Annotated in this window: 18 protein-coding genes; 11 read left to right on the top strand and 7 right to left on the bottom strand. The window is 61.7% G+C overall.

All coding sequences use genetic code 11. The annotated features are described in order from the left end of the window. Positions 1-3: 3 nt before the first annotated feature. The 6 genes from ACHEXL_RS03205 (at position 4) to ACHEXL_RS03180 (ending at position 6,299) form a co-directional block, all read left to right on the top strand. The gene (locus tag ACHEXL_RS03205; protein WP_416560602.1) at positions 4-2,022 is read left to right on the top strand and encodes a bifunctional 3-phosphoshikimate 1-carboxyvinyltransferase/cytidylate kinase; all 2,019 of its coding nucleotides are present in this window, start codon (positions 4-6) and stop codon (positions 2,020-2,022) included. 205 nt (positions 2,023-2,227) lie between these two features. Then, a complete protein-coding gene (gene rpsA / locus ACHEXL_RS03200; protein WP_291940444.1) occupies positions 2,228-3,907 on the top strand; it encodes a 30S ribosomal protein S1 in 1,680 nt (559 codons plus the stop codon). A 112-nt stretch (positions 3,908-4,019) separates the two neighbouring features. Then, on the top strand, positions 4,020-4,334 hold the full coding sequence (locus ACHEXL_RS03195; RefSeq protein WP_108427678.1) for an integration host factor subunit beta: 315 nt from the start codon (positions 4,020-4,022) through the stop codon (positions 4,332-4,334). 108 nt (positions 4,335-4,442) lie between these two features. Then, positions 4,443-4,730: a lipopolysaccharide assembly protein LapA domain-containing protein gene (locus ACHEXL_RS03190; RefSeq protein ID WP_416560601.1), complete on the top strand. Its 288-nt coding sequence runs from the start codon at positions 4,443-4,445 to the stop codon at positions 4,728-4,730. Continuing rightward, complete coding sequence (gene lapB / locus ACHEXL_RS03185) at positions 4,720-5,877, top strand: lipopolysaccharide assembly protein LapB (protein ID WP_416560600.1); 1,158 nt, start codon at positions 4,720-4,722, stop codon at positions 5,875-5,877. The genes ACHEXL_RS03190 and lapB overlap by 11 nt, the downstream gene beginning before the upstream one ends. Before the next feature lie 122 nt (positions 5,878-5,999). Next, positions 6,000-6,299: a ComEA family DNA-binding protein gene (locus ACHEXL_RS03180; RefSeq protein WP_108427675.1), complete on the top strand. Its 300-nt coding sequence runs from the start codon at positions 6,000-6,002 to the stop codon at positions 6,297-6,299. Positions 6,300-6,302: 3 nt separating this feature from the next. Here ACHEXL_RS03180 and ACHEXL_RS03175 read toward each other — a convergent pair whose 3' ends face one another. Together ACHEXL_RS03175 and ACHEXL_RS03170 are read right to left on the bottom strand one after the other, a co-directional pair. Further along, on the bottom strand, positions 6,303-9,983 hold the full coding sequence (locus tag ACHEXL_RS03175) for a hydantoinase B/oxoprolinase family protein (protein WP_416560599.1): 3,681 nt from the start codon (positions 9,981-9,983) through the stop codon (positions 6,303-6,305). A gap of 35 nt (positions 9,984-10,018) precedes the next feature. Beyond that, positions 10,019-10,552 (bottom strand): winged helix DNA-binding protein, encoded by a 534-nt coding sequence (locus ACHEXL_RS03170; RefSeq protein ID WP_416560598.1) that lies wholly within the window; start codon positions 10,550-10,552, stop codon positions 10,019-10,021. Between the two features lie 214 nt (positions 10,553-10,766). Here ACHEXL_RS03170 and ACHEXL_RS03165 point away from each other — a divergent pair, with 214 nt between their 5' ends. The 5 genes from ACHEXL_RS03165 (at position 10,767) to crcB (ending at position 15,070) form a co-directional block, all read left to right on the top strand. Beyond that, positions 10,767-11,741, top strand: coding sequence for a TRAP transporter substrate-binding protein (locus ACHEXL_RS03165; protein WP_416560597.1), 975 nt, complete (start codon positions 10,767-10,769; stop codon positions 11,739-11,741). Positions 11,742-11,745: 4 nt separating this feature from the next. Further along, positions 11,746-12,255, top strand: a complete 510-nt coding sequence (locus ACHEXL_RS03160) for a TRAP transporter small permease (protein WP_416560596.1) — start codon at positions 11,746-11,748, stop codon at positions 12,253-12,255. A 6-nt stretch (positions 12,256-12,261) separates the two neighbouring features. Then, complete coding sequence (locus ACHEXL_RS03155) at positions 12,262-13,563, top strand: TRAP transporter large permease (RefSeq protein WP_416560595.1); 1,302 nt, start codon at positions 12,262-12,264, stop codon at positions 13,561-13,563. A 79-nt stretch (positions 13,564-13,642) separates the two neighbouring features. Further along, the gene (locus ACHEXL_RS03150) at positions 13,643-14,647 is read left to right on the top strand and encodes a recombination-associated protein RdgC (protein WP_416560594.1); all 1,005 of its coding nucleotides are present in this window, start codon (positions 13,643-13,645) and stop codon (positions 14,645-14,647) included. Between the two features lie 33 nt (positions 14,648-14,680). Next, positions 14,681-15,070: a fluoride efflux transporter CrcB gene (gene crcB, locus ACHEXL_RS03145; RefSeq protein WP_416560593.1), complete on the top strand. Its 390-nt coding sequence runs from the start codon at positions 14,681-14,683 to the stop codon at positions 15,068-15,070. 4 nt (positions 15,071-15,074) lie between these two features. On the opposite strand, the gene ACHEXL_RS03140 is transcribed toward crcB, so the two are convergent. The 5 genes from ACHEXL_RS03140 to ACHEXL_RS03120 form a co-directional block, all read right to left on the bottom strand. Beyond that, a complete protein-coding gene (locus tag ACHEXL_RS03140) occupies positions 15,075-15,374 on the bottom strand; it encodes a hypothetical protein (protein WP_416560592.1) in 300 nt (99 codons plus the stop codon). An 8-nt stretch (positions 15,375-15,382) separates the two neighbouring features. Beyond that, on the bottom strand, positions 15,383-15,637 hold the full coding sequence (gene thiS, locus ACHEXL_RS03135; RefSeq protein WP_416560591.1) for a sulfur carrier protein ThiS: 255 nt from the start codon (positions 15,635-15,637) through the stop codon (positions 15,383-15,385). 30 nt (positions 15,638-15,667) lie between these two features. Beyond that, positions 15,668-16,948 (bottom strand): NAD(P)/FAD-dependent oxidoreductase, encoded by a 1,281-nt coding sequence (locus tag ACHEXL_RS03130; RefSeq protein ID WP_416560590.1) that lies wholly within the window; start codon positions 16,946-16,948, stop codon positions 15,668-15,670. Between the two features lie 118 nt (positions 16,949-17,066). After that, positions 17,067-18,914, bottom strand: a complete 1,848-nt coding sequence (locus ACHEXL_RS03125; protein WP_416560589.1) for an aldehyde ferredoxin oxidoreductase family protein — start codon at positions 18,912-18,914, stop codon at positions 17,067-17,069. Positions 18,915-18,939: 25 nt separating this feature from the next. Then, positions 18,940-19,416, bottom strand: a complete 477-nt coding sequence (locus ACHEXL_RS03120) for a 4Fe-4S dicluster domain-containing protein (protein WP_416560588.1) — start codon at positions 19,414-19,416, stop codon at positions 18,940-18,942. Positions 19,417-19,528: the final 112 nt, after the last annotated feature.

The raw sequence follows: 19,528 nt of genomic DNA, 5'->3' as shown, positions 1-19,528 counted from the left end.
ACAATGTTCTCCACCGCCTTCCTAGACCTTCCTGCGCTGCAAGGCGCGTCCGGCACCGTCACCTTGCCCGGCTCCAAAAGCATCTCTAACAGGGTGTTGCTGCTCTCGGCCCTCTGCCAGGGCACGACCGTGGTGCACGACCTGCTGGACTCGGACGACACCCGTGTGATGCTGGCCGCGCTGCGCCAACTGGGCTGCGGCGTGGAGGTGCAAGGCACCACGGTGACCATCACGGGCCTGGGTGGCCGCGCCTGGCCCACCGAAGCCATTGAATTTTTCATGGGCAATGCGGGTACGGCCATGCGTCCGCTCACAGCGGCTTTGGCGGTGCAGGGCGGCGACTTCACGCTCAAAGGCGTGCCCCGCATGCACGAGCGCCCCATTGGCGACCTGGTCGATGCGCTGCGCGAGTTGGGCTGCGCCATCGACTACCTGGGCAACGAGGGCTACCCGCCCCTGCGTGTGCGCCAGCCTTCGCTGCAACTGGACAAGCCCATCCCCGTGCGCGGCGATGTGTCCAGCCAGTTCCTCACCGCTTTGTTGATGGCCTTGCCATTGGCCGCACAGGACCGGGCCATCACCATCGAAGTGGTGGGTGAACTCATCAGCAAGCCCTACATCGAGATCACGCTCAACCTGCTGGCGCGTTACGGCATTGCGGTGGAACGCCACGGCTGGGAACGCTTTGTCATCCCGGCGGGCAGCCGCTACCAGTCTCCCGGCAGCATCCACGTCGAAGCCGACGCGTCTTCGGCCAGCTACTTCATCGCACTGGGTGCCATCGCTCAAGGTGAAGGCATCCGCATCCAGGGCGTGGGCGCCGACTCGATCCAGGGCGATATCCGTTTCATGGACGCCGCAGCCCAAATGGGTGCCCAGATCACCAGCGGCCCCAATTGGCTCGAAATCCAGCGTGGCGCCTGGCCGCTCAAAGGCATCACGCTCGACTGCAACCACATCCCGGACGCTGCCATGACGCTGGCGGTGATGGCGCTGTACGCCGACGGCCCGACCACGTTGACCAACATCGCCAGTTGGCGTGTGAAAGAAACCGACCGCATCGTGGCCATGGCCGCCGAAAGCCGCAAGCTGGGTGCCACCGTGGAAGAAGGCCCGGACTGGATCACCATCCACCCCCTTCCTAACCGTCAATTCGTCAACGCATCGGCAAAGGGCCAATGGCAACGTGCCAGCATCCACACCTACGACGACCACCGCGTGGCCATGTGCTTCTCGCTGGCGGCCTTCAACGCCGACCAGATCCCAGTGCGCATCGAAGACCCCAAGTGCGTGGCCAAGACCTTCCCGGACTACTTCGAGGCGCTGTTCTCGGTGGCGCACACGGCAGCCGCCAACATCCCGGTGATCTGCATTGACGGCCCCACCGCCTCGGGCAAGGGCACGCTCGCCAGCCGCGTGGCCACCCAGCTGGGCTACCACTACCTAGATTCGGGCGCCCTTTACCGCGTGACGGCCTATGCCGCTTTGCAAGCGGGCCTGACGCTCGAAGCCGCCGACGAAGCGAAGATCGCCCTGCTGGCCCGCAGTCTGCCGGTGCGCTTTGAAGGCGAGCAGGTGCTGCTGAACAACGTGGATGTGACCGACGCGATCCGCAGCGAGCAAGGCGGCATGAACGCGTCCAAAGTGTCTGTGCTGCCCGCCGTGCGTGAGGCCTTGGTCGATCTGCAGCACAGTTTTCAGCGTCTGCCAGGCCTCTTGGCCGATGGCCGCGACATGGGCACCGTCATCTTTCCGAACGCCCCTTTGAAGGTGTTTTTGACCGCCAGCGCCGCCCAACGTGCTGAAAGACGGCATAAGCAATTGATTTCTAAGGGTTTTTCGGCTAACATCGACGCTCTTCGCGCTGACTTGGAAGCGCGCGACGCGCGTGACATGTCCCGCAGCGTGGCGCCACTCAAACCCGCACAAGATGCCTTGCAACTGGACAATTCACAGCTCTCCATCGAAGCTTCGGTGGAACAAGTGATGGTCTGGTGGCAAAGCCGGCAGGTTTTCGGTTAACTGACCGATAACAGCCAAACCAGCCCAACCTGTGTGGGCTGACCTGAAGCTCCACCCGGCTCTCTTCGTGCAGCTTGCACACCGGCCAGGTGGTTTTTTTATCAACTAACCGCGGTTCACACCGCACAACCAATCGCCACAGTCAGCTCCTGGAAACGACGCATGTCGCGCTCGTCAGTCCTGCATTTGTGGATGAGGAAATCACATGTCTGAATCTTTTGCCGCCCTCTTTGAGGAATCCCTGCAACGTACCGAAATGCGCCCCGGTGAAGTCATCACCGCCGAAGTGGTGCGCATCGAACACAACTTCGTCGTGGTCAACGCCGGCCTCAAGTCCGAGTCGTATGTTCCCCTCGAAGAGTTCAAGAACGACCAGGGTGAAGTCGAAGTCCAGGTCGGCGACTTTGTCTCCGTGGCCATTGGCTCCATCGAAAACGGCTACGGCGACACCATCTTGTCCCGCGACACCGCCAAGCGTCTGGCTTCATGGATGTCTCTGGAAAAAGCTCTGGAATCCGGCGAGTTCGTCACTGGTGTGACCAGCGGCAAAGTCAAGGGTGGCCTGACCGTGTTGGTCAACGGCATCCGCGCTTTCTTGCCCGGCTCTTTGGTCGACACACGTCCCACCAAAGACCTGTCTCCCTATGAGAACAAGACCCTGGAATTCAAGGTCATCAAGCTCGACCGCAAGCGCAACAACGTGGTGTTGAGCCGCCGCGCTGTGGTGGAAGCCTCCATGGGCGAAGAGCGCGCCAAGCTGATGGAAACATTGCGCGAAGGCTCCATCGTTCACGGCGTGGTCAAGAACATCACCGAATACGGTGCATTCGTGGACCTGGGTGGCATTGACGGCTTGCTGCACATCACCGACATGGCATGGCGCCGTGTCCGTCACCCTTCCGAAGTGGTCACCGCCGGTCAAGAAATCACCGCCAAGATCCTCAAGTTCGACACCGAGAAAAACCGCGTGTCCTTGGGCCTCAAGCAAATGGGCGACGATCCTTGGATGGGCGTGAACCGCCGCTACCCACAGGGTACCCGCATGTTCGGCAAGATCACCAACATCGCCGACTACGGCGCGTTTGTGGAACTCGAGCCCGGCATCGAAGGCTTGGTGCACGTGTCTGAAATGGACTGGACCAACAAGAACGTGGCCCCATCCAAGATCGTGGCTCTGGGTGACGAAGTCGAAGTCATGGTCCTCGAGATCGACGAAGACAAGCGCCGCATCAGCTTGGGCATGAAGCAGTGCCGTGCCAACCCATGGCAAGAGTTCGCTCAGAACACCAAGCGCGGCGACCGCGTGAAGGGCCCGATCAAGTCGATCACCGACTTCGGCGTGTTCGTGGGCTTGGCTGCCGGCATCGACGGCCTAGTGCACCTGTCTGACCTGTCCTGGAACGAAACCGGCGAAAACGCCGTGCGCGAATTCAAGAAGGGTCAAGAAGTCGAGGCTTTGGTCTTGGCTGTGGATGTGGACCGCGAGCGCATCAGCTTGGGCATCAAGCAGCTCGACTCCGATCCTTTCACCACCTTCACTTCCATCAACGACAAAGGCCAGATCGTCACCGGCAAGGTCAAGTCCGTGGATGCCAAGGGCGCTGAAATCGACCTGGGCGAAGACATCGTGGGTTACCTGCGTGTGTCCGAAATCTCGCGCGACCGCGTGGAAGACGCCAGCCACGTGCTCAAAGTCGGCGACGAAGTCACTGCTGTTGTGGTGAACGTGGATCGCAAGACCCGCAACATCCAGTTGTCGATCAAGGCCAAGGACCAAGCTGACCAGCAAGAAGCCATGGCTTCGCTGTCGCAGCAGGCCAAGACCGAAAACGCTGGCACCACCAGCCTGGGCGCTTTGTTGCGTGCCAAGCTCGACAACAACTGATCCTCGTGATCTGAAGACGCTTGCTGTCTGAAAAGCCTGCCCCTGTCATGGGGGCAGGCTTTTTTCAGGTCCGTGCCTGAGTCAGCCACAAGCCATCCAACACATTGACATCATGACCCGCTCCGATCTGGTTGAAGAACTCGCCGCCCGCTTTGCGCAGCTGACCCACCGTGACGCCGAACTGGCCGTCAAGACGGTGCTCGACGCCATGAGCGATGCGCTGGTGAAAGGCCACCGCATCGAGATCCGCGGCTTTGGCAGCTTCTCCATCAACCGCCGCCCACCCCGTATCGGCCGCAACCCCCGCTCTGGCGAAAGCGTTCAGATTCCTGAAAAACGCGTACCCCATTTCAAGCCCGGCAAAGCCCTGCGCGAAGCCGTGGACGCTGGCACCGCCAACCCCGCCACAGGTCAAGCCAAACCTTGATGCGTGCTGCGGACCACGCTGCAAGCAGCGTCAGCCCGCCCGTCTGCCGCAGCGACCCTCGTGGCATCGACCGGCCCGTTAGAATGAAGCCAGATTCCGAGGTCTTCCATGAAACGTCTGCTTCGGCTGCTTCAGTGGCTACTGAAAGCCGCCGTCTTTTTCACCCTGTTTGCTTTTGCGCTGAACAACCAGCAAGAAACACGTGTCAACTTCTTTTTCGGCACGTTTTGGTCGGCACCCACCGTTTTGGTGGTGCTGTCCGCTTTCAGTCTGGGGGTGGTGGTGGGCGTCTTGGGCATGGTGCCCCGGTGGTGGCGGCACCGTCACGCCATGCGCCTGAATTCAGCCGCCAACGCAGAGCCGAAACCTGCACCAGAAGCCTCCCATGGAACTTGATCTGACCTGGATTTTGCTGGGCCTGCCAGCGGCCTTCGCCTTGGGCTGGATCGCATCGCGCCTCGATTTGCGCCAGATGCGCATCGCCAACCGCCAGGCACCGCGGGCCTACTTCAAAGGTCTGAATTACCTGCTCAATGAACAGCAAGACAAGGCGATCGACGCCTTCATCGAGGCCGTTCAAAACGATCCCGACACGTCTGAGTTGCACTTTGCACTGGGCAATCTGTTTCGCCGCAGGGGTGAATACGACCGCGCCGTGCGTGTGCACGAACACCTGCTGTCACGCGCCGACCTGAGTGGGGCCGATCGGCAACGCGCCCAACATGGCCTGGCACTCGACTACCTGAAGGCGGGATTGCTGGACCGCGCTGAAGAAGCACTGCGCAAACTGGAGGGCACCTCCTACGAAGGTCAAGCCCGGCTGGCACGGCTGGCGATTTACGAGCGATCGCGCGAATGGCCTGAAGCAGCCCGGGTGGCCGGTTTGTTGGAGAAGTCAGGCGAAGCCAATTTCGACATGCGATTAGCCCATTACCAATGCGAGCAAGCACGCGAAGCCGTTCAACAAGGTGACACGGCCAAAGCCACGGAACTGTTGACCGCCGCCATTCAGACCACCCCCGAAGCCGCCAGACCCCGCATCTTGCTTGGGCAATTGCAGCTATCGCAAGGACAGGCTGCACAAGCGTTTGAGACCCTGTCGGTGCTGTTTGAACGCGTGGACGTGGCCGCTCCCTTGGCGGCAGCCAGTTTGGTCAAAGCCGCTCAAGCGGCCGACTTGTCCGGACCCGCGACGCAAGTTCTCAAGGCACATTACGACAAGCTGCCCTGCATCGATGTGCTCGACGCCATCACAGCACTGACCTCAGACTCGGCGGAGCATGCTGCGGCATCACACCAGCGCTACCTGGACCATTTGAACCAACACGCCTCCCTGATGGCGGCCACCCGTTGGTTGGTTGACGAACACAGCGCCACCAAGCCCTTGCCCGCCACGGTGCAAAAAGCACTGGAACAGGCCATTCGACCCCTTGCCAGATACCGATGCGCTGCCTGCGGATTTGAGGCCAAAGAACACTTCTGGCATTGCCCGGGTTGCCAGGCCTGGGACAGCTACCCGCCCAGACGCGTTGAAGAGTTGTAAAAGTCTGGCTTGAAACACCTTGTTTCAAGTCATGCCAGCAACGCCCTTCACCCATCCGACCTCCCCCAGCACAATGAACGCCGCTGCAGAGAACTGCAGCGCCAACGCAGGGAGAAATCGGTATGCGCCACACCATCAGCACGGGGATTGTGTCCATGCTCCTGACGGGCATCGCCTGGGCACAAGTGGACCTGAACAAGGCCCAGGAAATAGAACTGGACGGCCTGAATGGCTTAGGGCCGACCATGACTCGGGCCATCATGAACGAGCGCCAAAAAGCCCCCTTCCGGGACTGGACAGACGTGATGCAACGCGTCAAAGGCATCGGTCCCAAAAAAGCGGCCAGCCTGTCAGAGCAGGGGGTACGGGTGCAAGGCCAGTCCTATGGCCAAGCCCCTGCATCCCCCATGAAAAAGCCTTGAGCCTCAGGTAGCAGCGTCAGACTCGGCCACGCCAAAACCGCCGCCGCCCGGGGTGTGGATCTCGAACACATCACCCACTTGCACCTCGACCTGGCCGATGTGCGCGAGCTCTTGTACGGTGCCATCTCGGCGTACCACCCGGTTGATGCCCGGCAGGCCGCTGTGTCCACCCGCCATGCCAAAGGCCGGGTGAACGCGCCCGTTGGACAAAATGCCCGCCGTCATCGGCTCCAGAAAACGCACGCGACGCACACCGCCGTCACCGCCGCGCCAGCGCCCCGCACCGCCTGAACCTTGGCGGATGGCATAGCTGTCCAGCCGAACCGGAAAACGGAACTCCAGCACCTCGGGGTCGGTCAGGCGCGAATTGGTCATGTGGGTTTGCACCACCGAAGTGCCAGCAAAACCACCCACCAAGTTACCTTGCGCATCGAAGCGCCCGCCCGCCCCGCTGCCGCCCGAAATCGTTTCGTAGTACTGCACCCGCGCATTGCCAAAGGTGAAGTTGTTCATGGTCGGCTGGCTGCCCGCCATCACGCCCAAAGCACCAAACAGCGCGTTGGTGATGCAGGTTGAGGTTTCCACATTGCCCGCCACCACCGAAGCGGGCGGGTTGGGGTTGAGCATGGAGCCCTGGGGAATGATGACCTTGAGCGGCTTCAGGCAACCCGCGTTCAGTGGGATGTCGTCGTCCACCAGGCTACGGAACACGTAGAGCACCGCCGCCATGCACACCGCACGGGGGGCATTGAAGTTGTTCGGCAGCTGGGCGCTGGTGCCGGTGAAGTCGATCTCGGCCGTGCGCTGCTGCGCGTTCACACGGACCGCCACCTGAATCTGAGCGCCGTTGTCCAGCGGCAAAGTGAACGCACCGTCTTTCAAGCGCGTGATGACGCGGCGCACCGATTCTTCAGCGTTGTCCTGCACATGGCGCATGTAGGCCTGCACCACGTCCAGGCCAAACTGTTCCACCATGCGGCGCAGCTCCTGCACCCCTTTTTCGTTGGCGGCGATCTGCGCTTTCAGGTCAGCCATGTTTTGCTGTGGGTTGCGCGAGGGGTATTCACCGCTTTGCAGCAGCGCCACCATCTCGGCTTCGCGCAGACGCCCGGCTTCGACCAGTTTGACGTTGTTGATCTGCACACCCTCTTCTTCGATGCGCGTGGAAAACGGCGGCATGGAGCCGGGCGTGAGCCCACCCACATCGGCGTGGTGGCCGCGTGAGCCCACATAAAACACGGGCTCGCCGTGGCCGTCCAGATACACCGGGGTGATGACGGTGATGTCGGGTAAATGCGTGCCGCCGTGATACGGATCGTTCAACACGAACACATCGCCCGGCTGCATGCGGCCTTTGTTTTCCTGAATCACCGTCTGGATGCTCTCGCCCATGGAGCCCAGGTGCACCGGCATGTGGGGCGCGTTGGCGATCAAGTGCCCTTCGGCGCTGAACAAGGCGCAGGAGAAGTCCAGGCGCTCCTTGATGTTGACCGAGTAGGCGGTGTTCTGCAGCTGCAAGCCCATCTGCTCGGCGATGTTCATGAACAGGTTGTTGAACACTTCGAGCAGCACCGGGTCGGCCTGTGTGCCCGCCGCATGCTGTACCGCCCGCGCCTGCACGCGCACCAGCAACAAGTGGTCCAGAAAGGTCAGTCGGGCTTGCCAGCCCGGCTCTACCACCGTGGTGGCATTTTTCTCGGCAATGATGGCCGGGCCGTTGATCACATCGCCGGGGCGCATGTCTTCGCGCACCACCAGGGCAGCGTCTTGCCACTGGGCCACGCCTTGCGCATTGGCTGCATACACCTGCACCGTGTCGCGGCGCGGCACTTCGCGCTCGGGGTGCAAGGTGTGCGCCGCTTCTTCGGGCGCATCGCCAGGCAAGACGGCCTCGACCGACACCGCTTCGACCACCAGGGCCTTGCCCTGCATCAAAAAGGCAAAGCGTTGGCGATACGCCGCTTCAAAACCGGCCACCAATTGGGCTTGATCGCCCCAGGGCACGACCAGCGCCGAGTCGGTGCCTTCGTAGCGCAAATGCACACGTTGGCGCAGCTCGATGCGGTGGGCGCTGCCCGCATCCCCGCCCATTTGCGCCAGCAAAGCCTGGCGGGTGGATTCGCCCAAGGCCTGCAAACGCGCGGCCATCAGGGGCATGGCCTCAGCGTCCAGGCGCCGTTCCACCGATTCCTCACGCATCACGTTCTGGTCGGCCAGGCCCATGCCATAGGCCGAGAGCACACCTGCCAGCGGGTGCACCAGCACCTGCGACATGCCCAAGGCATCGGCCACCAGGCAAGCGTGCTGCCCGCCTGCGCCGCCAAAGCATTGCAAGGTGTAGCGCGTCACGTCGTAGCCCCGTGCCACCGAAATTTTCTTGATCGCATTGGCCATCTGCTGCACCGCGATCTGGATGAAACCATGCGCCACATCTTCGGCGGCGCGACCGGTTTGCTGGGCCAGTTTTTCAAAGTGCCCGCGCACCACCTCGGCATCCAGCGGCTGGTTCGCATCCGGTCCAAACACCGAGGGGAAAAACCTCGGTTGCACCTTGCCCACCATCACGTTGGCATCGGTCACGGCCAGCGGCCCGCCCCGGCGGTAACTGGCCGGACCCGGGTTGGCCCCCGCGCTTTGCGGCCCCACCCGAAACCGCGCACCGTCATAGGCCAGCAGGGAGCCGCCGCCTGCCGCCACGGTGTGGATGCTCATCATGGGCGCACGCATGCGCACACCCGCCACCTGGGTTTCGAACTCGCGCTCGAACTGCCCGGCAAAGTGCGACACATCGGTGGACGTGCCGCCCATGTCAAAACCGATCACCTTGTCATGCCCCGCCAGCTGCGCCGTGCGGGCCATGCCCACAATGCCGCCCGCCGGACCGCTCAAGATGGCGTCCTTGCCCGCAAACACCTGGGCGTCGGTCAAACCGCCCGAAGACTGCATGAACATCAGTTTCACACCCGGCATTTCGCTGGCCACCTGGTCCACATAGCGGCGCAGGATAGGCGACAAATACGCGTCCACCACCGTGGTGTCGCCCCGGCTGACCAGCTTCATCATCGGGCTGGTCTGGTGCGAGGTACTGACCTGCGTGAAGCCGACTTCACGCGCCAGCCGCGCCGCCGCTTGCTCGTGCGCCGTGTGCCGCCAGCCGTGCATGAAAACCACCGCCACCGAGCGCACGCCTTGGCTGTGCCAATGCATCAATTGGGTGCGCAAATGCACTTCATCGAGCGGCTGCAAGACCTCGCCATCCACCGCCACACGCTCTTGCGCCTCAAGCACCGCGCTGTAGAGCAATTCGGGCAGCACGATCTGGCGGTCAAACAAACGCGGGCGGTTTTGGTAGGCGATGCGCAGCGCGTCGCCAAAACCCTGTGTGGTCACCAGCAGCGTGGCCTCGCCCTTGCGCTCCAGCAGCGCGTTGGTGGCCACGGTGGTGCCCATCTTCACGCATTCAACCCGTTCAGGTGTGACGGGTTCACCAGGCTTCAAGCCCAGCAAATGGCGGATGCCCGCCACCGCCGCATCGCGGTATTGCTCGGGGTTTTCGGAGAGCAGCTTGTGCGTGACCAAAGTGCCGTCAGGCCGCTTGCCCACCACGTCGGTGAAGGTGCCGCCCCGGTCAATCCAGAACTGCCAACGGTTTGTGCCAGCGGGTGGGGTGTTGGGTTCAGTCATAGGTCGGTCAACAATCTGAATTCAAAACATCAATTTCACAAAGAAGCAGCGGCACGCGCCGCCTGGTCGTACATGCCCGAGAGCACACGCAGCAATCGGGCCAGCTCGCCAATGTCGCGGTTCAGGCCATCGTCGGCCTTGAGCGCATCGATCAGGCAGCTCTCGCGGATTTCGCGGTAGCGCTGCACATAGCCGCGCCCTTCATCGGTGGCCGCATAGGTCACTTCCTTGCCGTGTTTTTGCGACATCACCACGCCCAAGCCTTGCAGCTTTTTCAGGGCGTAATTCACCAAATGGGTGTCTTCGATGTTCATGATGAAGCAGATGTCGGCCAGGCGCTTGTCGCGCGCGCGGTGCGTGACGTGGTGCAGCACCAGCACATCCAGCGGCGTCAGGTCCTTCAGGCCGGCAGCGGCCATGCAGTGGATGATCCAGCGGTGAAACGCGTTGCCCGCCACGATCAGGCCGAACTCGAACTCGCTCATCTCGGCGCTGTCGGGCGAGACCAGGTGGGCCGAGGACACGATGGGGCTGGCGGCAGAGATGCTGAGGGAATTTTTGCGCGGCATGGTTTCCGTCAAGGCTGGGAAGATGAGAAAGTCTATGCCCGATGCCGACAATTTGCCAACAATTTGTTGACATTAAGGGAAAACACCGATCACGGATCGGCCCCGCCTTGCCTACAGTGAGCACCTGACAGATGCACCCGATGCGCGCGCCAAGCGGGCACCTTTCTTGCACTGCCCAGTGAACCGTTCATTTCCATCTTTCACAGGAGTTTTCATGCAACGTCGTGCCCTTCACCTCAGCCTGTTGGCTGGCTTGCTCGCTGTTTCCGGTTTTGTTTCGGCCCAAACCAAGTGGGACCTGCCTGCCGCCTACCCCGCCACCAACTTCCACTCGGTCAACATGACCCAGTTTGCGGCCGACGTGGACAAGGCCACCGCAGGCAAGCTGAAAATCACGGTGCATGCCAACGCTTCGCTGTTCAAGGCCCCGGAAATCAAGCGTGCGGTGCAAGGCGGTCAAGCCCAGTTGGGTGAGATTTTGCTGGTCAACTTCCAGAACGAATGGCAACCCTTTGGCGCGGACGGCCTGCCCTTTTTGGCCGACAGCTATGACGAGTCCATGAAGCTCTACAAGGCCCAAAAGCCGCTGCTGGAAAAAAAGCTTGCCGAGCAAGGCATGATGCTCCTGTACTCGGTGGCTTGGCCTCCACAAGGCATTTTCAGCAAAAAACCGATCAACAGCGCGGCTGACCTCAAAGGCATCAAGTGGCGTGCTTACAGCCCCACCACCGCCAAGATCGCTGAACTGGTCGGTGCCCAACCTGTGACCGTGCAGGCGGCCGAGTTTTCGCAAGCCCTGGCCACAGGTGTGGTCGAATCGACCATGACCTCGGGTGCCACGGGCGTGGACAGCAAGCTGTACGAACACCTGAAGTACTACTACGACGTCCAGGCTTGGCTGCCCAAAAACGCGGTGATTGCCAACAAGAAAGCCTTCGATGCGCTGGACAAAGCCACACAAGACGCCTTGCTCAAAGCCGCAGCCGATGCCGAAGCAAGGGGCTGGGCCGAGTCACGCAAAGTGAACACCACGACCTTGGAAACCCTCAAGGCCAACGGGATGACCATCGCTCCGCCTTCGGCTCAGCTCAAAGCTGACATGAAGAAGGTGGGCGACACCATCATGAAGGAATGGCTGGAAAAGTCCGGGGCTGAAGGCAAAGCCATTGTCGACGCCTTCAAGCGCTGAGCCGATGCGCCGACTGTTGAACGCGATTTATGCCAGCACCGCCGCCCTGGCGGCGCTGTGCATGTGTGGCCTGCTGTTCATGGTGCTGCTCTCGATCTTGAGCCGGCAGTTCCATTTCCATGTGCCCGGCACCGATGCCTATGCGGGCTACCTCATGGCCGGGGCGGGCTTTTTGGCGCTGGCCCACACCTTGAAGCGGGGTGAACACATCCGCGTGACCTTGGTGCTGGGCTTGTTCAAAGGCACGGCCCATCGCGCCATGGAAGTGTTCAGCCTGTCCCTGGCCAGCTTGCTGGCTTGTTTGTTCGCCTTCTACAGTTGCCGCCTGGTGTGGCAATCCCTCGAGTTTCACGACATCTCCACGGGCAACGACGCCACGCCCTTGTGGATTCCGCAGCTGGCCATGGCATTGGGCACGGTGATTTTTGCACTGGCCTTTGTGGATGAGCTGGTGCTGGAAATCCGGGGCCAACGTGCCGCCACTGTCAGCGGCGAGATGCTGCGCAACGAATGAGCTGCCATGAATGACTTGATGATCACAGGGCTGCTGGTCCTGACCTTGTTTTTGATTTTGGGCAGCGGTGTGTGGATTGGCCTCACGCTTTCGGGTGTGGCTTGGGTGGGCATGCAAATGTTTTCCGCCAGGCCCGCTGGAGACGCCATGGCGGTCACCATCTGGGGTTCGGCCTCAAGCTGGACGCTCACGGCCCTGCCCCTGTTCATCTGGATGGGCGAAATTTTGTTTCGCACCCGCCTGAGTCAAGACATGTTCAAGGGCCTGGCCCCTTGGATGCAGGCCCTGCCCGGGCGCTTGCTGCACACCAATGTGGTGGGCTGCGCCATCTTTGCGGCCGTGTCCGGCTCCAGCGCCGCCACCTGCGCCACGATCGGCAAGATGACCTTGCCCGAGCTGCAAAAACGCGGTTACCCTGAAAACATGGTGATTGGCACCCTGTCCGGCTCGGGCACACTGGGCCTCTTGATTCCGCCGTCCATCATCATGATCGTGTACGGCGTGGCGGCCGATGTGTCGATTGCCCAGCTCTTCATCGCCGGGGTCTTGCCCGGCTTGCTGCTGGCGGGGCTGTTTTCGGGCTACATCATTTATTGGTCACTTCGCCATCCGGACCAAATCCCACCGCGTGACGCGCCCATGAGCTTCATGCAAAAACTGCAGGCATCAAGCAGCCTGATCCCTGTGGTCTTGCTGATTGCAGCGGTATTGGGCTCGATCTACACCGGCTTGGCCACCGCCACCGAGGCGGCGGCGGTGGGTGTGGTCGGCGCCTTGGTCTTGTCGGCACTGCAAGGCTCCATGAGCTGGGCTGTGTTCAAGGACGCCCTGATGGGGGCCACACGGCTGTACTGCATGATCGCGCTGATTTTGGCGGGGGCTGCATTTTTGACCTTGTCGATGGGCTACATCGGCTTGCCGCGCCATTTGGCCGAGTGGATTGGCGGCCTGGGCCTCAGCCCCTTCGCACTCATCATGGCCTTGATGGTGTTTTTCATCATCCTGGGCTGCTTTTTGGACGGCATCTCCATGGTGGTGCTAACCATGGGTGTGCTCATGCCCACGGTGCAAAAAGCGGGCATCGACCCGATCTGGTTTGGCATCTTCATCGTGTTTGTGGTCGAGATGGCGCAGATCACGCCGCCCGTGGGCTTCAACCTGTTTGTGCTGCAGGGCATGACGGGCAAGCAACTGCCCTACATCGCCCGCGTGTCCATGCCCATGTTCTTCCTGATGGTGGGCGCAGTGATGCTGATTTATTTTGTGCCCGGCATCGTGACCTGGCTGCCCACACAGATGAAACTCTGAGTTTGGAGCCGGGTTCATCCTCTATGATTCAACCCGTCCCCAGAGGACGGGTTGTTCATTTGGGACGAGAAGGAATGCTGTGTTCAAGAATGTGATGGTTTACCGCATCGGCGAGGGCTTTGCGCCCACACTGGCCGATGTGCAGGCGGCGCTGGAGCCGGTGCAGTTTGTGGAATGTGGCGCCAGCCAGGAAAAATCGATTGGCTGGGTGCCCCCTCGGGGTGAGGCGCACGGCCCACTGGTCGAGTCGGTGGCCGGGCAGTGGATCATGAAACTCATGATCGAATCGAAGGCCGTACCTGGCAACGTGGTGCGCCGCAAGGTCGATGAACGCATCGCCGAAATCGAAGCGGCCACCGGCCGCAAGCCCGGCAAAAAAGAAAAACGCGAGCTGATGGACGACGTGCTGCTGTCCTTGTTGCCGCAGGCTTTTGCGCGTCAGTCCAGCGTGCTGGTGTGGATGGACCTGGAAAATCGCCGTCTGGTGCTGAACGCGGGCAGCCAAGGCAAGGCCGATGAAGTGATGTCGGCGCTGATGAACGTGATGGGTGGCCTGTCGGTGTCGCTGATCCAGACTGTGACCTCGCCCCAGGCGGCCATGACGCAATGGCTTTTGGCGCCCACACCCGACGAATGGCCGTCCGATTTGACGGTAGAGCGCGAAACCGTGCTCAAGTCCACAGGCGAAGACGCCGCCAGCGTGCGCTTCACCCGCCACCACCTGGCCAACGACGATGTGCGCAAGCATGTGCTCGAAGGCAAGCTGCCCACCCAGCTGGCGCTCAGCTGGGATGGCCGCGTGGCCTTTGTGCTGACCGACACCCTGCAGCTGAAAAAAGTGCAATACCTCGACGGCGTGATGGACGAGTCGGGCACCGACAAAAACGAAGACCGCTTTGACGCCGACGTGGCCTTGTCCACCGGTTTGCTGGGGCCGCTGATCGACAGCCTGATCGAAGCCCTGGGCGGCGAGATGGAACTGGGCGCAGCGGCGGCCGACCAGGCCATGCCGAACCCCACGCGCACCGTGTTGAATTCGACCGTGGCAACGGGTGCAGCCGACGACGAAGACCCTCCGTTTTAACCACGCCTAGTCCCAGCCGAAAGGACCCGCCCCATGCTCACGGTGATCGCGATCTGCCTTGGCGCCTGTGTGGGTGCGCTGTCGCGCTGGCAACTGGGTCTCTGGCTCAACCCCAGCAGTGCCGCAGCGGGTCTGCTGCCTTGGGGCACGCTGGCGGCCAACCTGATCGGCGGCTACTTGGTGGGCGTGTGCGTGGGGGTGTTCCAGCAACTGCCCGAACTCGACCCGGTCTGGCGGCTGGCCCTGGTCACCGGTTTTCTGGGGGCGCTGACCACGTTTTCCAGCTTCTCGGCCGAAGTGGTGACCATGCTGCAGCAAGGGCGCTTGGCATTGGCGCTTGGCACAGCTTCGCTGCACCTGTTCGGCTCGCTCGCCCTCACGCTGCTGGGCCTCAAGACGGTGGAGCTCTTGTGGGTACGGTGACGGGTCAACCGCCCCCGCGCTGCATGTACAAGTCGAAGCGCTTCATGAAGACATAGCGCTGATCGGCATCCAAACCTTCAAACTCAAAATTCACCCGCAGCACCGGCATGCGCATGAGCGCGATCACGCGCGGCGGCATGACTTGCCAGCGCAGGCGCAAGCGGCCTGGGCCAATGGTGACCACAGCGGTGCTGGCGGTGCGCTGCCAGGGGCAGTCGCCCATGGCGGCGGGCAGCCAGCCCAGCCACTCGGACTCGGTGCAGCCCATATCGCGCTGAAATTGCTCGGCGTAGCTCGATTGCATGCGCGGCTTCAGCCCCCCGCCACCGGTGGCCAGATGGCCAACACGTCGCCTTCGGTCAAAGTGGTGGTGCCCCGGTCTTCGGGCGCGATATATTTGCCGTTCACCAGCACCAGATGCACCAGCTTGGGCGGCATGCCATAGGGCTCGATGATCTGGCTGATGCTGGCATCCAGCGCAACATCCAGCGTGACCTGGTTGCTGCGCCGCGCTTCGGCAGGCAAATAATCGGTCAGCGTGGCAAACAGTTTGAAAGTGATGTTCATGCGCAGATTGTGACCTCAGTGGCCATCACCTCATCGGCGGCGGGCATCGGCTGCCCCGCTCCAGCGGCCTTGTCCTTGAGCGCAGTCCAGGTAGGCGTCCATCAGCTTCGTGGGGTCCTGCATCAACCGGTCTTTCCAGTCGCCCAAATGGATTTGACCTTCCACCAGGCCGCGCATCACGCCCACGTGCTCGGTCCAGCCCACGCTGTTGCAACCCACCATCACGTCGTCCTTGAACTGCAGGCTCAGGTGCCGTCCGGCGGCTTTGTCGGTCAACACGGCCGACTGGCCACCGGCAACGCCTTCCCAGTTGCCAAAGCTGGTCGAGATCAGCCCCAGAGTGTCGAGCACGTTGATTTGCGTGACGCCTTTGAGTTCGGTCTTTTGGCCCAACATGTTGAGCGCGGCCACGCGGGCCTGCTCGGCCGCGTTGGGCTGGATGGCGCTCACAATGGTTTTGCCGCTGACCAGGTCAAAAGCTTCGGCGCAGTCGCCCGCGGCGTAAATGCCGGGCACATTGGTTTGCAGGTGCTGGTCCGTCAAGACGCCTTGCAGGCAGGTGATTCCGCTGTCCTTCAAGAAGCCGATGGCCGGGCGCACGCCCGTGGCGCTGATGACCAGATCGGCCTCGACCGTCTGACCGTTGGACAGCTTGACCTGCAGGCCTGTGCCACCGGCAGAAATGGCTTCGACCTTGGTGCCGGTGAAGACCTGGACACCCTTGGCCTCACACCAATCTCGGATCATGCCGCCAGCGACCGGACCCATCATGCGCGGCACCATGCGGTCGCCCATCTCTACCACGCTGAGCTTGACGCCACGCACGGCCAGCGCTTCCATGATGATGCAGCCAATGAAACCCGCACCCATTTGCAACACGCGGGCACCCGGCTTGGCCAGGGCCTGGATGGCGCGGGCATCTTCCAAAGTCCAGCACGGATGCACACCAGGCAAGTCCATGCCCGTAATGGGCGGGCGCACCGGGTGCGAGCCGGTGGCGATCAAGAGCTTGTCAAAAGTGATCGACTGGCCGTTGTCCAGTTGCACGGTTTTGCCCGCCGAGTCAACCCGGGTTACCTTGGCCTTGACCTGGGTAATGCGCAAATCGTCAAAGTGCGAATCGCTCTTGCGCAGGTAGGTGCCGCGTTCGTCAATGTTGCCGATCAAGAGGTAGGGGATGGCCATGCGCGAGTAAGGCGCATCGGACTCGTCGCCTACCAGCGTGATGGAGTCGTTCGGGGCGTGCTTGCGCAGGGTCTCGGCGGCGATGACACCGGCGGGGCCGGCACCCAGGATAAGGTGATGGGTCATGGATCAGACTCCGGAAACAGGCAGCGGCCCGAGGGCCGCTGGAAAAGAAGAAAGACGAGGTTGCCACGCTGCGCTTGCGATGACATACAGGTCAAGGCCAGCGCAGCGGGCTGCCACCTCAAAGGCTCAGACGCGCCTTGGTCTCGGCCGTGGGGCGGCCTTCGCTGTCCCAACCACGGGCGGCGTAGTACTTGGGCAGCATCTCGGGCAGCATGCTCACCTTGCCTTTGGACGGGCCGGTTTTGGCGGCTTCGGTCAAGAGGCGCTTGGGCAGGCTGTCGTCGGCCTTGGTAAAGCCCGCGGCGTTGTTGAACTCGCGCTCCATGTTCCAGATGCGCTCGCCAATTTTTTCCAACTCTTCGGTGGTGTAAGCATCGTCGCACGCGGCTTGCAGTTGAGGTGCCAAATCGGCCACACCCCAGGCAAAGGTGGTGAACACGCACAGACCGGACGAGTCGAAAGCAGCGGTCGCGTCCTGGAAAGCCTTGACCAGCTCAGGCTTGCCTTCGTGCTCCAGTGGGTCGGTCTTGACCGGGATACCCAGCACTTCGGACGCGATGGTGTAGCCGCGCAGGTGGCAAGCACCGCGGTTGGAAGTGGCATACGCCAAGCCAATGCCCTGGATCGAGCGGCCGTCATAAGCCGGGAATTCCTGGCCCTTGACGCTCATCGACAAATCGGGGTGACCGTACTTGGCAGTCAGGCGCTTGGAGCCTTGGCCAATCTCGACACCGAAGCCTTCACCCTTGGCGGTGATTTCTGCAAAGTGCGCCAGCGCCTGGGCCGAGCCGAACTTGGCGTCGATGCCCAGCTGCTCTTGGGTCAGCACGCCCATCTCGTACAGCTCCATGACCGCGCCCACGGTGGCACCGAAGCTGATCGGGTCAAAGCCTTCTTCGTTGCACAGCATGTTGGCGTACTGCAAGGCTTCCAGGTCTTTCACGCCGTTGGCCGCGCCCAGCGCCCAGGCCGCTTCGTATTCCAGGCCGCCGTTGGCGCCCCAGTATTGCGGCTTGTTTTGTACGGTGAAATGGCCTTCGTCCATCTTGCTGATGCGGCCGCAAGCGATGGTGCAGCCGAAGCAGGCCTGGTTGGTCACCAGGTGCTTCTTGCCGTCGGTCTCGCGCGGTGTGCCCATGGCTTCGGCGGAGATGTCTTTCGCACCCTCGAACTGCACGTCGCGGTGGTTGCGGGTGGGCAAAGCACCCATCTCGTTGATCACGTTCATCAGCACCTGGGTGCCATAAGCGGGCAGACCCTGGCCGGTCACGGCGTTTTCGGCGAGGATTTTCTTCTTCTCGAAGGTCACCTTCATGAAGGCCTTGGGGTCGCGGATATTGCCCACGCCCTTGGTGCCGCGCACGGCAATGGCCTTGAGGTTCTTGCTGCCCATCACGGCGCCCACGCCTGAGCGGCCAGCCGCACGGTGCAGATCGTTCACCACGGCGGCGTACAAGACCTTGTTTTCACCGGCCTTGCCAATGCTCGAGACACGCAGCAGCGGATCTTGCAAGCTGGTTTTGAGGACCTCTTCGGTTTTCCAGACGCTTTGGCCCCACAGGTGCGAAGCATCGCGCAGCTCGGCCACGTCGTCGTTGATGTAGAGGTACACCGGCTTGGCCGATGCGCCTTCAAAAATGATCATGTCCCAACCGGCCATCTTCAGCTCGGCACCCCAATAACCGCCCGAGTTGGAGCAAGCAATAGCGCCAGTCAGCGGGCCTTTGGTGATGACGGTGTAGCGGCCCCCGGTGGAGGCCATGGTGCCGGTCAGTGGGCCAGTGGCCCAGATGATTTTGTTATCAGCCGACAGCGGGTCGACCTTGGGGTCGACTTCGTTGATCAGGTATTTGCTGCCCAGACCGCGCGAACCAATGTAGGCACGCGCCCACTCCATGTTCAGCGGTTCGGATTTGACGGTGCCAGCCGTGAGGTTGACGCGGAGGATTTTTCCAGCCCAAGACATGTTGAAGCTCCTTATGGGTGGTGAATTAAGCGGCAGAGGGCTGATTGCCCAACTTGTCGGCCCACTGCTTCATCTTGTCGATGCCGGTCCAGTTGGCGTCTACGAAGGTGATGGCGCCGGTAGGGCAAGCCTCGACGCAAGCCGGATCGCCACCGCACAGGTCGCACTTTTGCACCTTGCCGGTCTCTTGCACGTAGTTGATGGTGCCGAATGGGCAGGCGATGGTGCAGACCTTGCAGCCCACGCAAGTGGACTCATTGACCACTTTGGCGCCGGTGGCTTTGTCCACGGTGATGGCTTCCACAGGGCAGGCGTGCAGGCACCAGGCTTCGTCGCACTGGGTGCAGGTGTAGGGCACTTTTTTGCCGGTGTGGTGGAAGTCGAACACCTTGATGCGCGATTTGGAGGTGGCGTAAGTGCCGTAGTTCTCGAAAGAACAGGCCATTTCGCACTGCAAGCAGCCGGTACATTTGTCCGGGTTGATGTGCAGGACTTTCTGCATGAGTATCTCCTGTGGTGTGGCGGACTTTTCAAGGCCGCGCTTATGAATCAGAATGCAAAGCCATTGTTGTGGCGCAACCCGGCAAACCGATGCGGATTAACCCTAGGTTTGG

It is taken from the genome of Limnohabitans sp. YIMB22184, assembly GCF_048020265.1.
Lineage (GTDB): Bacteria > Pseudomonadota > Gammaproteobacteria > Burkholderiales > Burkholderiaceae_C > Limnohabitans_A.
Note: the sequence above shows the minus strand (reverse complement) of the source record. Positions and strands in the feature narration are given on the sequence as shown.

Excerpts from the sequence above, each read along its gene's own strand:
- ACHEXL_RS03165 (WP_416560597.1), top strand. The coding sequence starts at position 10,767 with ATGCAACGTCGTGCCCTTCACCTCAGCCTGTTGGCTGGCTTGCTCGCT.
- ACHEXL_RS03180 (WP_108427675.1), top strand. The coding sequence starts at position 6,000 with ATGCGCCACACCATCAGCACGGGGATTGTGTCCATGCTCCTGACGGGC.
- lapB (WP_416560600.1), top strand. The coding sequence starts at position 4,720 with ATGGAACTTGATCTGACCTGGATTTTGCTGGGCCTGCCAGCGGCCTTC.
- ACHEXL_RS03120 (WP_416560588.1), bottom strand. The coding sequence starts at position 19,416 with ATGCAGAAAGTCCTGCACATCAACCCGGACAAATGTACCGGCTGCTTG.
- ACHEXL_RS03190 (WP_416560601.1), top strand. The coding sequence starts at position 4,443 with ATGAAACGTCTGCTTCGGCTGCTTCAGTGGCTACTGAAAGCCGCCGTC.
- ACHEXL_RS03130 (WP_416560590.1), bottom strand. The coding sequence starts at position 16,948 with ATGACCCATCACCTTATCCTGGGTGCCGGCCCCGCCGGTGTCATCGCC.
- rpsA (WP_291940444.1), top strand. The coding sequence starts at position 2,228 with ATGTCTGAATCTTTTGCCGCCCTCTTTGAGGAATCCCTGCAACGTACC.
- ACHEXL_RS03160 (WP_416560596.1), top strand. The coding sequence starts at position 11,746 with ATGCGCCGACTGTTGAACGCGATTTATGCCAGCACCGCCGCCCTGGCG.
- ACHEXL_RS03175 (WP_416560599.1), bottom strand. The coding sequence starts at position 9,983 with ATGACTGAACCCAACACCCCACCCGCTGGCACAAACCGTTGGCAGTTC.
- ACHEXL_RS03170 (WP_416560598.1), bottom strand. The coding sequence starts at position 10,552 with ATGCCGCGCAAAAATTCCCTCAGCATCTCTGCCGCCAGCCCCATCGTG.
- thiS (WP_416560591.1), bottom strand. The coding sequence starts at position 15,637 with ATGAACATCACTTTCAAACTGTTTGCCACGCTGACCGATTATTTGCCT.
- ACHEXL_RS03125 (WP_416560589.1), bottom strand. The coding sequence starts at position 18,914 with ATGTCTTGGGCTGGAAAAATCCTCCGCGTCAACCTCACGGCTGGCACC.
- ACHEXL_RS03155 (WP_416560595.1), top strand. The coding sequence starts at position 12,262 with ATGAATGACTTGATGATCACAGGGCTGCTGGTCCTGACCTTGTTTTTG.
- crcB (WP_416560593.1), top strand. The coding sequence starts at position 14,681 with ATGCTCACGGTGATCGCGATCTGCCTTGGCGCCTGTGTGGGTGCGCTG.
- ACHEXL_RS03140 (WP_416560592.1), bottom strand. The coding sequence starts at position 15,374 with ATGCAATCGAGCTACGCCGAGCAATTTCAGCGCGATATGGGCTGCACC.
- ACHEXL_RS03205 (WP_416560602.1), top strand. The coding sequence starts at position 4 with ATGTTCTCCACCGCCTTCCTAGACCTTCCTGCGCTGCAAGGCGCGTCC.
- ACHEXL_RS03195 (WP_108427678.1), top strand. The coding sequence starts at position 4,020 with ATGACCCGCTCCGATCTGGTTGAAGAACTCGCCGCCCGCTTTGCGCAG.